Origin of the sequence: Massilia antarctica (assembly GCF_015689335.1) — a bacterium.
GTDB classification, from domain to species: Bacteria; Pseudomonadota; Gammaproteobacteria; order Burkholderiales; family Burkholderiaceae_D; genus Telluria_A; species Telluria_A antarctica.
On sequence record NZ_CP065053.1, the window covers coordinates 7,286,780 to 7,302,988 of the forward strand.

Annotated in this window: 12 protein-coding genes; all 12 read right to left on the reverse strand. The window is 63.3% G+C overall.

Going from position 1 to position 16,209, the window contains the following annotated elements; genetic code table 11:
- Positions 1 to 482 precede the first annotated feature (482 nt).
- Positions 483 to 1,280, reverse strand: a complete 798-nt coding sequence (gene trpA, locus IV454_RS32045) for a tryptophan synthase subunit alpha (protein WP_206089580.1) — start codon at positions 1,278 to 1,280, stop codon at positions 483 to 485.
- A 63-nt stretch (positions 1,281 to 1,343) separates the two neighbouring features.
- Positions 1,344 to 2,591: a tryptophan synthase subunit beta gene (gene trpB / locus IV454_RS32050; protein ID WP_206089581.1), complete on the reverse strand. Its 1,248-nt coding sequence runs from the start codon at positions 2,589 to 2,591 to the stop codon at positions 1,344 to 1,346.
- A gap of 311 nt (positions 2,592 to 2,902) precedes the next feature.
- Entirely contained in the window at positions 2,903 to 3,565 is a 663-nt protein-coding gene (locus tag IV454_RS32055) for a phosphoribosylanthranilate isomerase (protein ID WP_206089582.1), read from the reverse strand.
- Positions 3,566 to 3,575: 10 nt separating this feature from the next.
- Positions 3,576 to 4,373, reverse strand: coding sequence for a tRNA pseudouridine(38-40) synthase TruA (truA, locus tag IV454_RS32060; protein ID WP_206089583.1), 798 nt, complete (start codon positions 4,371 to 4,373; stop codon positions 3,576 to 3,578).
- Between the two features lie 27 nt (positions 4,374 to 4,400).
- Positions 4,401 to 7,247 (reverse strand): motility hub landmark protein FimV, encoded by a 2,847-nt coding sequence (locus IV454_RS32065; protein WP_206089584.1) that lies wholly within the window; start codon positions 7,245 to 7,247, stop codon positions 4,401 to 4,403.
- 323 nt (positions 7,248 to 7,570) lie between these two features.
- Positions 7,571 to 8,698, reverse strand: coding sequence for an aspartate-semialdehyde dehydrogenase (asd, locus tag IV454_RS32070; RefSeq protein WP_206089585.1), 1,128 nt, complete (start codon positions 8,696 to 8,698; stop codon positions 7,571 to 7,573).
- Positions 8,699 to 8,742: 44 nt separating this feature from the next.
- Positions 8,743 to 9,813: a 3-isopropylmalate dehydrogenase gene (gene leuB, locus IV454_RS32075; RefSeq protein WP_206089586.1), complete on the reverse strand. Its 1,071-nt coding sequence runs from the start codon at positions 9,811 to 9,813 to the stop codon at positions 8,743 to 8,745.
- Between the two features lie 34 nt (positions 9,814 to 9,847).
- Complete coding sequence (gene leuD, locus IV454_RS32080) at positions 9,848 to 10,495, reverse strand: 3-isopropylmalate dehydratase small subunit (RefSeq protein ID WP_206089587.1); 648 nt, start codon at positions 10,493 to 10,495, stop codon at positions 9,848 to 9,850.
- Positions 10,496 to 10,562: 67 nt separating this feature from the next.
- Complete coding sequence (locus tag IV454_RS32085; protein ID WP_206089588.1) at positions 10,563 to 10,685, reverse strand: entericidin A/B family lipoprotein; 123 nt, start codon at positions 10,683 to 10,685, stop codon at positions 10,563 to 10,565.
- A 23-nt stretch (positions 10,686 to 10,708) separates the two neighbouring features.
- Positions 10,709 to 12,112 (reverse strand): 3-isopropylmalate dehydratase large subunit, encoded by a 1,404-nt coding sequence (gene leuC, locus IV454_RS32090; RefSeq protein WP_206089589.1) that lies wholly within the window; start codon positions 12,110 to 12,112, stop codon positions 10,709 to 10,711.
- A gap of 114 nt (positions 12,113 to 12,226) precedes the next feature.
- Positions 12,227 to 13,807 carry a DUF805 domain-containing protein gene (locus IV454_RS32095; protein WP_206089590.1) on the reverse strand — a complete coding sequence of 527 codons (1,581 nt, stop codon included), beginning with the start codon at positions 13,805 to 13,807 and terminating at the stop codon, positions 12,227 to 12,229.
- 272 nt (positions 13,808 to 14,079) lie between these two features.
- Positions 14,080 to 15,999, reverse strand: coding sequence for a DUF805 domain-containing protein (locus tag IV454_RS32100; RefSeq protein WP_206089591.1), 1,920 nt, complete (start codon positions 15,997 to 15,999; stop codon positions 14,080 to 14,082).
- Positions 16,000 to 16,209: the final 210 nt, after the last annotated feature.

Below are 16,209 nucleotides of genomic sequence, written 5' to 3' on the forward strand. Positions count from 1 at the left end.
TCTTGGTGGCGTTGAAAATGATAACGTTTTCACACGTTAGCGAAAGCATGCTATGCCCCGTATGTACGGGTGTCTAATCTTTATTTTGTGACAAAACCATCAAAAAGTAGATGAATTGGCATGGTTTGCGGGCAAATTTTGCAGGCCGTAAGCAAGAGCTGATGAAGGGAGTGAAAGAAGGGCTACTGCACGAAACATGCCCTTCGATGCCACCACCTGAGACGCGGTGGCAAAGCGCTGCGATCACCGCGCCATGCGTCATGCGTTATTGTCGGGCAGCGCGCCGGTGACGTCGGCCTCATCCGGCCTGTTTCGCGTAACCGCAGGGTGCTCTCGGAGAATGAACATTTTAGTGCATTCGATCGATTACACCATGTCAAAGGGATGCGCGAACCATCCTTTGTCACGGGTCAAGGGGGAGAAATCCATGACCCATTCTACCGACAGCAACTGCGCGCACGAGTCGACCTGCATCAAGCTTCTCAGCGGTCGAGCGCGCTACGAATTCCCGCGACGAAGCGCTGCACGGCCTCGACCGCCTGGTCCTTGGGCGTCGCCTCGATCTCCTGGATGATGCGGCTGCCGATCACCACGGCGTCGGCCACCTGCGCCACCGCCCTGGCGGTTTCGCCATCGCGAATCCCGAAGCCCACGCCGATGGGCAGCTTGACGTGCTCGCGGATCGGCGCCAGGCGGCGCGCCACATCGTCCACATCGATATTGCCCGCTCCCGTGACGCCCTTGAGCGACACGTAATAGCTAAAACCGCTACCGAATTTGGCCACCTGGGCGATGCGCTCCGGGGTCGACGTGGGCGCCAGCAGGAAGATCAGATCGAGCCCGTTTGCACGCATCGCCGTGGCGAATTGCTCGCACTCCTCGGGTGGATAATCGACCACGATGGCGCCATCCGCGCCCACTTCTTTCGCCCGCGTGATGAAGGCATCGGTGCCAATGCGCTCGATCGGGTTGGCATACCCCATCAGCACCACCGGCGTGCTCTGATCCGTTTTGCGGAACTCGCGCACGAAGCCAAACACGTCGCCGATGCCGACATTGAACTTGAGCGCGCGCTCGCAGGCGCGCTGGATGACCGGCCCTTCGGCCATCGGATCGGAAAACGGCACCCCCAGTTCGAGGACGTCGGCGCCGCCGGCAACGAGGGCGTGCATCAGCGGCACGGTCATTTCCGGACCCGGGTCGCCCGCCGTGATAAAGGTAACGAGCGCGGTTTTTTTACTGGCCGCCAAAGCGGCAAAGGTTGGTGCGATTCTGGACATGGCGATTCTTTCTTGGTGTGTGGTCGAAAAGGTCGGACTTCAGAAAACAACTGAATTGAAAAATCAGCTGAAATCGAGTCCCATCCGCTCCGCCACCGTGTGCATGTCCTTGTCGCCGCGGCCCGACAGGTTCACCAGGATCAGCTGGTCCTTGGGCAAGGTGGCCGCCAGCTTGGCCGCATAGGCCAGCGCGTGCGACGATTCCAGCGCCGGGATGATGCCTTCGATATGGCAGCAGTCATGGAACGCCTGCAGCGCTTCATCGTCGGTCACCGACACGTACTGCGCCCGCCCCAGGTCCTTCAACCACGCGTGCTCCGGCCCCACGCCAGGATAATCGAGGCCCGCAGACACCGAATGCGTCTCGATGATCTGGCCGTTCTCGTCCTGCAGCAGATAGGTGCGGTTACCGTGCAACACGCCCGGAATGCCGGCCGTGAGCGACGCCGAATGCTTGCCCGAATCGAGCCCTTCGCCGGCCGCTTCCACCCCGATCAGCTTGACGTTCTTGTCGTCGATGTAAGGATAAAAAATCCCCATCGCGTTCGAGCCGCCACCGATACAGGCCAGCACGTAGTCGGGCTGGCGTCCGGTCAGTTCCGGCATCTGCACCAGGCACTCCTCGCCGATGACCGACTGGAAGTCGCGCACCATCATCGGATACGGGTGCGGACCGGCCACCGTGCCGATGATGTAGAAGGTGTTTTCGATGTTGGTGACCCAGTCGCGCATCGCTTCATTAAGCGCGTCCTTGAGCGTCTTGGAGCCCGATTCCACCGGCACCACGGTCGCACCCAGGAGCTTCATGCGGTACACATTCTGGGCTTGGCGCTTGACGTCCTCGCTGCCCATGTAGACCACACATTCGAGCCCGAAACGGGCGCAGATGGTGGCCGTAGCCACGCCGTGCTGGCCGGCGCCGGTTTCGGCGATGATGCGCGGCTTGCCCATGCGCTTGGCCAGCAGCGCCTGGCCGATCACGTTATTGATCTTGTGCGCGCCGGTGTGGTTCAAGTCTTCGCGCTTGAAGAAAATCTGCGCCCCGCCCTGCTGCTCGGACCAGCGCTTGGCGTGATAAATCGGCGAGGGACGGCCGACGAAGTGCTTGAGTTCATAGCGGAATTCGTCGAGGAACTCGGGGTCGTGGCTGTATTTGGCGTACGCCTCTTTCAGCTCGGCCAGCGCATGGCTCAGGGTTTCGGCGACAAACGAGCCGCCGTAGGGGCCAAAGTGGCCGCGCGCATCGGGCAGCTGGTAGTCGGTGGTATGGAAAATCGGGGCGGCAGGGCCGCGCGCAGGTGCGTTTTTCATGGGTATGCTCGCTTTCGAAGGTGATATCGGCAGGCCGGCCGCGGCCGAGAAGGCAGCGGTCCATGGCTGGCAAAACAGGGGGCGTGACCAGCCCCGCGTCAATCGCGTTTAGTACGCCCGAGCCACCACACAAAACGACCCGAGGCGCGCGTTCTTTTGGAATGAGAAACCAATCGCAGCCTTTCCTGCACCACCGTGGATGTCATCTGCGCGAGGGCGGAACCCCGCTGCGGGCAACTGGTAGTGCGGTATTGTTGAACGTATTCTAGCAAATCGGCGCCGCTTGTGGTGGCGCCGACGCATCAGGCGATTCAGGCCTGGTGATCGGCCATCCGTACGGCAGCGCTGAAAGCGTCGATTTTGGCGGCATCCTTGATGCCCTTGGCCTGTTCGACGCCGCTGCTGATGTCGACCGCGTACGGATGCACCTGGCGCACCGCGCCGGCCACCGTGTCGACGGTCAGGCCGCCGCTCAATACCACGCGCGGGGCCAGTTCGGACGGAATCACGCTCCAGTCGAACACCTTGCCGGCGCCGCCGTAGGCGTCCACGAAGGTGTCGAGCAGCAGGCTTGAAAACAGCGGGCTGGCGGCGCGGCACAGCGCTTCTTCGGCCAGCAGGTCGGCACCCGTGGTCTCGGGACGCACGCGGAACACGCGCATGAACGGACGGCCGACGGCGGCGGCGATGGCGGCACACTGCTCCACCGTTTCATCGCCATGGAACTGCAGCTGCGCAAACGGCGCCACGGCGGCAACCGCCCTCACCTCGTCGATGCTGGCGTTGACGAACAGCGCCACCGTGGAGACGAACGGCGGCAGCGCCGACATCAAGGCGCCGGCCTGCGCGGCCGTCACGTAGCGCGGACTTTTCGGGTAGAACACGAAGCCGAGGGCATCGGCGCCCGCGGCCACCGCCGCCTGGACGTCCTGGGGGCGGGTCAGCCCGCAAATCTTGATGCGTGTGCGTTGCATGAGGAAGCCTTCAGAACCAGGGCAAGGGACGGGCCGCCTCGTGCGGCAAGCCCCATTTCGGATCGTAGTCAATCTTGGCCAGGTACAGGCCATCGGGCATGAAGGTGGGCGCGGCATCGTTGCGGTCGCGCCCTTCGAGCACGTCGCGCAGCCATGCGGGCGTATGACGCCCCTGGCCGACATAGATCAGCGATCCGATCAGGTTGCGCACCATGTGATGCAGGAAGGCGCTGGCGCGCAAGGTGAACACGATCACTTCACCATGCCGCTCGATGTTCACCGCGTGCATCTGCTTGACCGGCGACTTGGCCTGGCATTGCGAGGAACGGAAGGCGGAAAAATCATGGGTGCCGACCAGGCATTGGGCGGCGGCGCGCATCAGGTCCACGTCGAGCGGGCGGAATACCCAGCCGGCGCGGCCCACCAGCAGCGGCGAGCGGATCGGATTGTTGTACAGGACGTAGTGATAGGTGCGCGCAAAGGCGGCGAAGCGGGCGTGGAATTCCTGCCCCGGATGCTCGGGCACGTCGGTGGCCCAGCGCACGGCGATCGAATCGGGCAGAAAGGCATTCACGCCGCGCACCCAGGATTGCATGCTGCGCGAGAGCTCGGTGTCGAAGTGGACCACCTGTTCGAGCGCGTGAACGCCGGTATCGGTACGGCCGGCGCAGGTGGTAGCCAGCTCGATCCGCGCGAATTTTTCGAGCGCGATTTCGAGCCGGTCCTGCACCGTGTTGCGGTCTGGCTGCTTCTGGTAGCCGTTGAAGGCGGTACCGTCGTACTGGACTCCCAGTGCTATTCGCTTCAATCTAGATCCAGTAACAGCCGTCGCTCATCAAGCCAGCTTGACGCGCATGTCGTTCGCCTTGGCCACCTGGGAAGCGCTGCCGCCCTTGATGACTTCGTCGAGCAGTTCGCGCGCACCTTCCTTGTCGCCGATTTCCTGATAGGCGATGGCCAGGTCAAGCTTGGTTTCCATCTCCATCTGGACCGGCGTCAGTTCACCGGCCGGCACGTCAGCGGCGCTGCCGATGTCGTTGAAGTCCGGCAGTGCGGTGTGGTCGGCTTTGCTGCCTGCCGGCAGGTCGAGGTCGAGCGAGTGCATGTCGAACTCCGGCGCGGCGTCAGCCTTGGCGGTCTTGGTATCGACGGCAAACGGATCGTCGTTCGCCAGGCTAGGCACGGCGCCCGGCGTGGTCGATTGCGGCAGGTCGAAGTTCATGCCGTCGAGGTTGAAATCGTCGTCCGCCGGCGCCTTCGACAGGCTCACCGTGCTGGTGGCCGCCGGTGCGTTGAAGTCCATGTCGAAGTCCATGTCCGGCGTCTCCGCCTTCACCGGCTCGACGTGGACCGGCGCTGCCGCTGGCGTGTCGAACGACAGGTGATGCTCGTCCATGACTTCCGCCGCCGGCGTGACCACCGGTTCGGCATGGGTCACTGGCTCGAAGCTCAGGCCGCCCAGGTCGAAGTCGAGGGTGTGCTCTTCGGCTGCCTTGGCCACTGGTGCGACCGGTGCAGGTGCCGGTGCGACTGGCGTGGCGGTGGCATCCTTGCTCAGGTCGAGGTCGAGATCCATCAGCGCGCTGTGCGGACCGTTATCGATTGCCGAAGCGTCGAACTGGTCGGCCGGATCGGCCGGCAGGCTGGTCGCGGCCGGCGCACTGCTGCCGGCGCTGGCGTACAGCGGGTTCATCGCATCGATCGACAGGCCCAGTGCGGCCGCTTGTGCCCACTCGTCGCCCTGGCCCTTGGTCATGCCATACAGCTCGCTGGCCTGGCTCTCGAACGCGCGCTGGTCCTTGCGGGCAGCGTAGATTTCCAGCAGTTTCAGGCGGACCGGGTAGCGGTCTGGATGGGTACGCAGCGCTTCCTTCAGAATCTCTTCAGCCTGGGCGTCGCGGCCGTAGGCGATGTAGACGTCGGCTTCGGCGACCGGATCGACTTCATTGGTGTCGAGCTGGCTGGCCGATGGGGCGAAGCTGGAGTTGAACACGCTGTTGTTGGTGTCCACGCTCTGGCCGCCGGTTTCGGCGAACAGGGAGTGCGCCTGGTCGGTCGGCGCGCCGAGGATCGACGGCTCCGACGGATTGCGCTCGACCTGCTTGCGCTCGCGCCATTTCGACAGGCCGAACAGGCCGGCCAGCAAGGCGACGATGGCAGCGATCACGAGCACGATGTTATCCATCAGCATGTCGAAGAAGCTTGGCGCTGGCGCTGGCGCAGCCGGCTTGATCACCGGTTTCGGCGCAGGCACGGCGGCCGGCGCTGGCACATCGGCCGCCACTGGCGCTGGCGTCACGGCCGGCGCGGAGACAGCCGGCGTGGCGGCGGCAGGTGGCGGCACCGGCACGGCCGCTGGCGGCGGCGGCGTGACCACCGCTGGCGTGGTGGCCGGCGGAGTCACCGGCGGCTTGGCGCCGACCACTTCCGTGATCGGTGTCTTCGGCGCTACTGCACCGGCGGCGGTCTTGCTCTTGACCGTCATGATCTTTTCGAGATCGCCAACGTTCTTTTCCAGTTCCTTGACGCGCTTGGTGGCGTCGGCCATGGCTTTTTCTTTGGCGATCTTGTCTTCCGGCGTCAGCGCGCCGGTCTTGCCGGCGACGTCGGTCGCGCCGGTCGCTTTCGACAATTTGAGCTGGTCTTTCGATTCATTGGCGGCGGTTGGACGCTCGGCCACCTTGGCGGTGATCTTGCCGGCGGCGCTCTGGGTTTTTTCAGGCTCCTTGTCGGCCGAGCCGCTGGCGACCTGGCCGGCCAGCTTGTTGCGGTACGCGTTGAAGTCGGTGGCATGGGCCACCACGACGCCGCGCGCTTCGCTTTCGGAACCCTTGATCGCTGCCGCTTCGGGCACCGACAGGATCTGGCCCGATTTCAGGCGGTTCATGTTGTTGCCTGCGAAGGCATCCGGATTGGCGCGGTACAGCGCGACCAGCATCATGTCGAGCGAAATATCGGCCGGCTTGATATGGGCCGCGATCTTGCCCAAGGTATCGCCACGCTTGACCTTGTACTCGCTGTCGCCTTCGCCCTTGCCGGCGGCGCGCTGCGGCTCTTGCGAGGCAGCTGCCTTTGGCTCGGCCTTGTCGGCTTTCGGTTCCGCAGGCGCATCGGCAGGCGGCTTGGCGGCATTTGCCGCACCCGTCTTGCCGCCGGCCTTGGCGCCGGCTTTCGCATCCGCCTTGGCACCGTTGCGGCTACCCTGCGACAGCACGTCGACCGGCGCGGATACTTGCGCGGTCTGGGTCGAACGCATTTCGACAGGGTCAAGCAGGAAGGTGTATTCGCGCACCAGTCGGCCCGACGAACCCCAGTTCAATTCGAGCAACATATCGACGAACGGTTCGTTGACAGGCTGCGCAGAAGTGATTTTGATGAACTGGCGGCCACCGCGCTGCTCGACGTTGAAACGCAGCGACAGCAGGGCAGGATTGAAATCGATATTGGCTTGACGGAAGGCTTCAGCCGGGGCCAGCTTGGCGACCAGGCCGCTCGCTTCGTCATTGGCAACCGAGGTCAGTTCGATCTCTGCGTTCAGGGGCTGGCCGAGCGCGGACAGAACGGTCAGTTTACCGAGACCTGCCGCGTATGCTGAGGTGGACAGAAACACCGCACTGGCGACCGCGCCTGTGACGGTTTTCAACGCGAACGAAGTGAGCTTGGAGCGAGTGTTTAAATGCATAGTTGGCGGCATCATGAGTTGACGGGGGAGAAGGCTGGTTTCCCGGAGGTCTCAACATATCATCATGCACTAGAGCATGCAAGTTTTTGGAGCAACTATGTCGGGCAGTTGCTCACTAAATACGCAATTTCGCGCTTTCTGTAACAGCTCGGTCAGAACCGCATTCATGCCGCTATGTCAAGTACCTTGCAAGATATAACAACTGAATTATCAAGAAGTATACGAAAAACCATGGTAACGGTGGCTAAAAACGCAAGTTGCGCCGGCCGCCGCTGCCGCGTGTTGTGCACGACTGCATGCACAACACGCCATTCTACACGTGTTTACTTATCCAGAATAATTCTCAGCATGCGGCGCAGCGGTTCGGCCGCGCCCCATAGCAGCTGGTCGCCCACGGTGAAGGCGGACAGGTACTCGCCGCCCATCGACATCTTGCGCAGGCGTCCAACCGGAATGGTCAGGCTGCCCGTGACGGCGGCCGGCGACAGGTCGCGCATCGACGCTTCGCGCGTGTTCGGCACCACCTTCACCCACTGGTTATTGGCGGCGATGATGTCGTTGATCTCGTCGAGCGGCACATCTTTTTTCAGCTTGATGGTCAGCGCCTGCGAGTGGCAGCGCATCGCGCCCACGCGCACGCACAGGCCATCGACCGGGATTTCGCTGCTGCCGAAAGCCGCGCCCAGTCCCAGGATCTTGTTGGTCTCGGCGCCGGCCTTCCATTCTTCCTTCGACTGGCCGTTGCCCAGGTCCTTGTCGATCCAGGGAATCAGGTTGCCGGCCAGCGGCACGCCGAACTGGCGGGTCTCGTCAAGCGACATGCCATGCTGGGTCGCCAGCACGGTGCGGTCGATGTCGAGGATGGCGGCGGCCGGGTTGTCCAGCAGCGCTTTCACCGATTGATTGATGGTGCCGAACTGCGTCAGCAGCTCGCGCATGTGCTGGGCGCCGCCGCCGGACGCAGCCTGGTAGGTCATGGAACTCATCCAGTCGACCAGATTATGCTGGAACAGGCCGCCAAGGCCCATCAGCATGCACGATACGGTGCAATTGCCGCCGATGTAGTTCTTCACGCCGCGCGTCATCGCGTTCTTGATGACGTCGAGGTTGACCGGGTCGAGCACGATGACGGCATCGTCGTTCATGCGCAGGGTCGAGGCGGCGTCGATCCAGTAGCCGTTCCAGCCGGATTCGCGCAGCTTGGGGAACATCTCGCTGGTGTAGTCGCCGCCCTGGCAGGAAATGATGATCTCGCATTTCGACAGCTCGGTAATGTCGGTTGCGTCTTTCAGGGTAGTCTCGTTCTTCGCCATCGCAGGCGCTTTGCCGCCCGCGTTCGACGTTGTGAAGAACACCGGTTCGATGTGGGCGAAATCGCCCTCGTCCTGCATGCGCTGCATCAGGACCGAACCTACCATACCGCGCCAACCTACCAAGCCAACTAATTTCATCTTCTTTCCTCGATGCTTTCTTCGTCTGATTTGAAAAAACTGCTTTACCCAAGCGCCTTGACCACGGCATTGCCCATTTCCTCGGTACCGACCCTGGTGGTACCGGCTTCAAAAATATCCCCGGTGCGCAAGCCCTGCGCCAGCACCTTCTTGACCGCGTTCTCGATGCGGTCGGCCTGCTCGGTCTTGCCGAACGAGAAGCGCAGCATCATCGCGGCCGACAGGATCGTCGCCAGCGGATTGGCGATGCCCTTGCCGGCGATGTCGGGCGCGGAACCGTGCGAGGGCTCGTACAAGCCCTTGTTGCTGGCGTCGAGCGAGGCCGATGGCAGCATGCCGATCGAACCGGTGAGCATGGCGGCGCAGTCGGACAGGATGTCGCCGAACAGATTCCCGGTGACCATGACGTCGAATTTTTTCGGCGCGCGCACCAGCTGCATGGCGGCGTTATCGACGTACATGTGATCGAGTTCGATGTCGGGATATTCCTTGTGCACGTCGGTGACGATGTCGCGCCAGAACTGGAACGTCTCGAGCACATTGGCCTTGTCCACGCTGGTGACGCGCTTGCCGCGCTTTTGGGCGGCCTGGAAGGCCACGTGCGCGATGCGGCGGATTTCCGGTTCGGCGTAGCGCATGGTGTCGAAGCCTTCGCGCTCGCCCTTGAACGGGCCATCCGGGCATTCGCGCACGCCGCGCGGCTTGCCGAAATAGACGTCGCCGGTCAGTTCGCGGATGATCAGGATGTCCAGGCCCGACACCACTTCGGGCTTCAGGGTCGACGCGCCGGCCAGTTCCGGGTACAGGATGGCCGGACGCAGGTTGGCGAACAAACCCAATTCCTTGCGCAAGCCGAGGATGGCCTGTTCCGGGCGCAGCGAGCGCTCCAGGGAATCGTATTTGAAGTCGCCGACTGCGCCGAACAGCACCGCGTCGGCGCTCTTGGCCAGCGCCAGGGTGGCCGGCGGCAGCGGGTGGCCGTGGGCGGCGTAGCCGGCGCCGCCGACGTCGGCGGTTTCCATGTCAAATTGTTCGCCAAGGACGTTCAGTACCTTGACCGCTTGCGCCATGATTTCAGGGCCGATGCCGTCGCCCGGCAGGATTGCAATTTTCATGTGATCTCTTTAGTCGTCGGATTATGCGTGCGGTTCAGATGACGTTGGCCAGCCAGGGCTGGGCCGCCAGATGGCGTTCTTCAAAGGCGCGGATCTCGTCCGCGTGGCGCAGGGTCAGGCCGATGTCGTCCAGGCCATTCAACAGGCAGTATTTGCGGAACGGGTCGATCTGGAATTCATAACTCAAGGAGCCGTTGCTCGTCGAGATGCGCTGCTGCTCCAGGTCCACCACCAGGCGGAAACCCGGGAAGGCCTTCACTTCGTTGAACAGGTGCTCGACCTGCGACTCGGAGAGGACGATCGGCAGCAGGCCGCTCTTGTAACAGTTGTTGAAGAAGATGTCGGCGAAGCTCGGCGCGATGATGGCGCGAAAACCGTACTGGTCGAGCGCCCACGGCGCGTGTTCGCGCGAGGAGCCGCAGCCGAAGTTTTTGCGCGTGAGCAGAATCGATGCGCCCTGGTAGCGTGCCTCGTTCAGTACGAAATCGGGATTGAGCGGACGGCTGGCGTTATCCTTGCCCGGCTCGCCGTGGTCGAGATAGCGCCATTCGTCGAACAGATTGGGACCGAAGCCGGTGCGCAGGATCGACTTGAGGAACTGCTTGGGGATGATGGCATCGGTGTCGACGTTGGCGCGGTCGAGCGGGGCCACCAGGCCTTCGTATATCGTAAATTTATCCATGGTCTCTTGCAGTGTGGGCGCGCCCCCGCCTGGGCGGGGGCGACGCGGCGGTCCGCGGATCCGCCTGTTATTTTTTGCCGGCGCCGTCTATCTTCTGGCCGACTTTTTGAATGTCCTTGCCAAAGCCCGATACGGTATTGCAAGCGGCGAGCAGCAGTGCGATGGCGAACAGGGCCAACAGCTTTTTCATTACAAACTCACAGACGATGGATGTTAGCGCAGTGCGCGCACGTCGACGAAATGGCCGGTGATGCCGGCCGCCGCCGCCATGGCGGGCGATACCAGGTGGGTACGCCCGCCCTGCCCCTGGCGACCTTCGAAATTGCGGTTCGAGGTCGAGGCGCAGCGCTCGCCCGGCTCGAGCCGGTCGGCATTCATGGCAAGGCACATCGAGCAGCCTGGCTCGCGCCATTCGAAGCCCGCGTCCTTGAAAATCTTGTCCAGCCCTTCGCGCTCGGCCTGGTCTTTCACCAGCCCGGAGCCCGGCACCACCAGCGCCAGGCGCACGTTCGACGCCCGGTGCTTGCCGCGCACCACGGCCGCGGCCGCGCGCAAATCTTCGATGCGCGAATTGGTGCACGAACCGATGAACACCTTGTCGATGCGGATGTCGGCGATCGGGGTGTTGGGCTTGAGGTTCATGTAGACCAGCGCTTTTTCCATGGCGTCGCGCCGCACGGGGTCTTTTTCCTGGTCGGGATCGGGCACGCGGCCATCGATCGAGGTGACCATTTCGGGCGAGGTGCCCCAGGTGACCTGCGGCTTGATTTCGGCGGCATTGAGCAGCACCACCATGTCGAACTGGGCGCCCTGGTCCGAATGCAAGGTGCGCCAGTAATCGACCGCGCGGTCCCAGTGCGGACCGGCCGGGGCGTACGGGCGGCCCTTGACGTAGTTGATGGTGGTGTCGTCCACCCCGATCATGCCGGCGCGCGCACCCGCTTCGATCGCCATGTTACAGACCGTCATGCGCCCTTCCATCGACAGCGCGCGGATCGCGGCGCCGCCGAATTCAATGGCGTAGCCGGTACCGCCGGCGGTGCCGATCTTGCCGATCACGGCCAGCACGATATCCTTGGCGGTCACGCCCGCCGGCAGCGCGCCGTCGACCTGCACCAGCATGGATTTGGATTTCTTGGCCAGCAAGGTTTGCGTCGCCAGCACGTGTTCGACCTCGGAGGTGCCGATGCCGTGCGCCAGGCAGCCGAAGGCGCCGTGGGTGGACGTGTGCGAGTCGCCGCACACCACCGTCATGCCGGGCAAGGTGGCGCCCTGCTCCGGACCGATCACGTGCACGATGCCCTGGCGCTTGTCGTTCATGTTGAAGTAGGTCAGGCCGTAACTCTTGGAGTTGGCGTCCAGGGTTTCGACCTGCAGGCGCGAGGTGGGGTCGGCGATGCCATCCTTGCGGTCGGTGGTCGGCACGTTATGGTCGGCTACCGCGAGGTTGGCCGAATTGCGCCATAGCTTGCGGTTGGCGGCGCGCAGGCCATCGAAGGCCTGTGGGCTGGTCACTTCATGCAGCAGGTGGCGGTCGATGTAAAGCACCGTCGTACCGTCGTCGTCGGAACGCACGATGTGCGATTCCCAGAGTTTGTCGTAGAGCGTTTTTATCATGATGGAAGGTAGTAGGCGACTGCATGAATCAAGTACCGCATTTGATTATGCCATATTTGTGCAGCGCAGTAGTCCTTGCACCATTTTGATACTTTCGCAGTTTTTGATACGCCTTTACTGAAGTTTATTCACCGAATGTATCGTGTTAGCGAACGAACCCATCGTAGCGGACGTCACGTCCGGCGCCTTGCGCGTATTCATGTTGCGCATCTTCGACTGCCCCACCAGCGAAAAGACCTGGAGGGCGACGAACACGCCCGCGCCGACCTTGATCAGGGTGGAATTCGGACCCGGGGCCTCGCCGAACTCGTTCTCGCCGTCGGTGCCAGGAATGAAGCAGTAGATGATCATCAAGCCGAGCCAGAAAATGATCGTGGCGATGGTGGAGAAATTCCGGCCGCCCAAGGCGCCGCCCACGCACACGACGAGAAAGAACCCAAAAATCCACTTCCCGCTCAGGTTCACGTCGTGCATGCGCAGCACCAGCAGCCGCAGGCAGAACAACATCGAGACAATGACACCGATGCCAATCGCGCCCATCACGCCCGTCGCGCCGGAACCGCCTTTCGGCGACAGCAATCCCAACGCGACGGCCAGCACGATCAAGGGCATGAACACCACCAGCGAATACGCCAGCGCGCGCACGCGGCCGATGCGGCCTTCCATCGAAAAGCTAAACGCGCCCGGCTCGTCGCGCGGCAGGTCCTGGTCGGCGTAGGCGTGCCCCGATGCGGGCGGGCGGTAAGGATCGGCCGCGACGCGGTCGGCGTAGCCGGGCCCCGATGCGGGCGCGCGGTGAGGCTCGGCCGCGACGGTCTCATCGAATTCGACGCGGGTCAGGAGCCACTTGTACAGGGAGCGGTTTTGCTCGAAATCGTCCGCCGGCGCGCGGATCGTGATCGCCACCACGATGCCGTCGATGCGCATGAGGGCGACCAGGCAGCGGCTCTCGAACGCGTCGCCGGGAACGGTCCCGGTAAATTCGATGGCCTTGCCGGTGACCCGGTCGCCCCACTCGAAGCCGTCGATGGCGTAAGCTTCGCCGGCTTGCTTGAGGTAGCGCATTTCGTGCTTGACCACGGCCAGGCGCGTTTCCACCCACTTGTTGAGCGAGACTCGGGGACGCACATAACCGACCGCTTCGATCACCGTGCCGGTGCTGTCGTCATGAAAGCGCAAGCCGTCCGCCATGGTGGACTTGCGCCATGCGGCCGGCACAAAAAATTGCAAGCCGATCTGGGCGATGTTGACATAGCGCGGCTTGAGCGCGGCGACATCGAGCGGACCGCTGGCGGCACGCCGCACCGGGGCAGGCTTGTCGAGAACGGCCGCTGCGGGCGCCGGAGCCGGCGCGGCTGCGGGCACGGTCGCGGCGGCGCCGGCCTTGGCGGCGGCGGCCTTGGCCAGCGACGCTTCGATGCTATTCCTGAGCCAGGCCACGCGGTCGTGGGCGATGTCGAAGCTGCGGTCGCTCAGCGCCACCACGATGGCGACGTCGGCCTGCAGCAAGCGCACCACATCGGCGCCCGAGAGCGCGGCCAGCAGGCTGCCTTGCCCGTCTTCGGCCCGTTCGCGCACTTCCGAAATCACGATCGAACGCAAGCCGTCGCCCTTGCCGTCGCGCGTGCGCAGCTTGACGCCGCCGGTCTCACTGGCGCCAGGCTGGACGACGGGAACGAAAAACTTCGTATTCACGAATTTTTTCCACGCTGGGTTGATCGACCCATTCGCCTGCGCAGCGGTGAGCACTTGCTCAAAAGTTTCCGACGCCATTTTATTTGCCAGCCTTAATATTAGTTTTCTTCTTGCAAGAATATGGGCGCCATCGTGCCATGTATTGATTGGCAAGACAACTTGACTGTTGTAAATAAGGGAAGGAAACGCGGGAAACTGCGCACCGCCCCGGAGCTGGTCCGAGGCTGACGTTTATTCACTGAATGCGCCGCATCGATGAACGATCGCTTGGCTTAGCGGGTCAGGGTGAATGATTCAAGGAACTCGTCGACCCTTGCCGTCGACGCCGGGTCGCTCTTGGAGACGGCCAGCGCCATGTACGTTTTGGAGCCGGCCACGGCAAACCGGGCCGAGCGCATGACCCCGCCCGGGAGCCGTACCTTGACCTCGCCTCCCGGATGGCCCATGAAAAACAGACTCATCTTTTCACTCACCAGTTCGCCCTCGGCCCCGATCACCGACGCCCGCATCGCGAGCACAACGAGCTTGGCGTCGAGCGGCGTGTGTCCATAGTCGACCACTTGCACCAGGTAGATCCGTCCTTCCGCCGTGGTGCTCAATTGCCGCGTGACGCCGCTGCCGGGGCGCGCCTGCAGCGCTTCCGGCGTGGCCACTTCCTGCGGCTTGCCGGGAAAATCGACCGTCATGTTCTTGTCGGGCGAGACCCAGAACCAGACATTCGGGTCGACCGGCTTGCTGCGATCGAGATAATGTACCGGGTTGGGAACCTGGCCGTCGCCGAAGCCGTTCCTCTGCAAATGCAGCCCGATCGAGGCAGTCTGCAGGAAGATGAGCATGCCCGCGCCGAGCTTGACGAGGTTGGAATCGGGGCCGGGCGCCTCGCCGAAATCGTTGTCGCCGTCGCTGCCTCGCACGAAGCAATACATGAGCATCGATCCGGTCCAGAACATCAGCGACGCGACGATGACGAAATTTTCCTTGCCCAGCGCGCCTCCGAGGCCGATGGCCAGCATGAACCCGAGCAGCCACTTGCCGCTCACGTTCACGTCGTGCAGGCGCAGCACCATCAGGCGCACGCAGAAAAACATCAACACGGCGATGGCCGCCAGGATCGCGGCACTCCCGCCGCGCGACATTTTCGGCGCGATGGCGGCGCTCCCGATAGCCAGCACGACCAGCGGCAAGTACACCGGCAGCGAATACGCCAGCGCGCGCATGCGGCCGATGCGGCCTCGCATCGAGAAGCCGAACACGCCCGGCGCGTCACCCGCTTCGATCGCCCCGGCGCTGCCGGCGCCTGACGCTGGCGCGCCGTACACCCCGGCCGGCGCAGCGGTGATGTCGACCCGGCTCAGGAACCACTTGTACAGGGCCCGGTTTTGCTCGAAGGCGTCGGACGGAGCGCGTATCGTCATGGCGCACACGGTGCCGTCGATGCGGATGCAGGCGACCAGATAGCGGCTTTCGCATTCGTCGCCGGGAAAGGTGCCGGTAAATTCCATGGCCTTGCCCTTGACCCGGTCGCCCCAGTCGTCGCCATCGATGTCGTACGGTTCGCCATCCTGCTTCAGGTAGCGCATTTCGTGCTGCACGATCGCCAGGCGCATGCCGACCCACTGGCGCAGCGAGACGTTGGGACGATGAAGACCGGTCGCTTCGAGCACGCTGCTGCTGTCGTCGCGAAAGCGCAAACCCCTCGGCGTGCGGCTCTGGTGCCAGCCGGCCGGCACGAAGAAGGCGAGGCCGATGTCGGCGATGGTGACGTTGCGCGGCTTGAGGGCGGCGATGTCGAGCGGTACGCCAGCCTGTTGCCGTACCGGGGCGGGCGGCGCCTGCGCGGGGACGACCGGTGCCGGCGCAGGCGCCCCCGCCGCGTCGCGCGCCGTGGCGGCGGCCTTGGCCAGCGACGCTTCAATGCCCATCCTGAGCCACTCGACCCGCTCGCTGGCGATCTCGAAGACGCGATCGCTCAGGGCGATCCGGATGCCGGCGCCGGGCTGCAGCATGCGCACCAGATCAAGCCCTTGCAGCGAGATCAGCACGCTGCCTTGCTGTTGGTCGACCCGCTCGCGCACTTGCGCCACCAGGACCGTGCGCTTGCCGTCGCCCGCGGCATCGGTCAGATACAACTCGGCGCTGCTCGCGGCGCTGCCGGAAGCGGCTCTGACGGGAACGAAGAAATGCGTGTGCACCAATTTCTTCCAGGCCGGATGCAAAGATCCATCCGCCTGCGCTGCACTCAGCATCTGCTCAAAAGTTTCCGACGCCATCGCAACGCGACTTCCAGTAAAAGTTTTCAAAAATAAATAAACGATGCCATGTTGCCATGCATTAGCAGGCAAGACAATGGGAATCTTGTCACTACGGGAGAAAAACGGAAGCGCTGCCGCGGAACGGGTCCG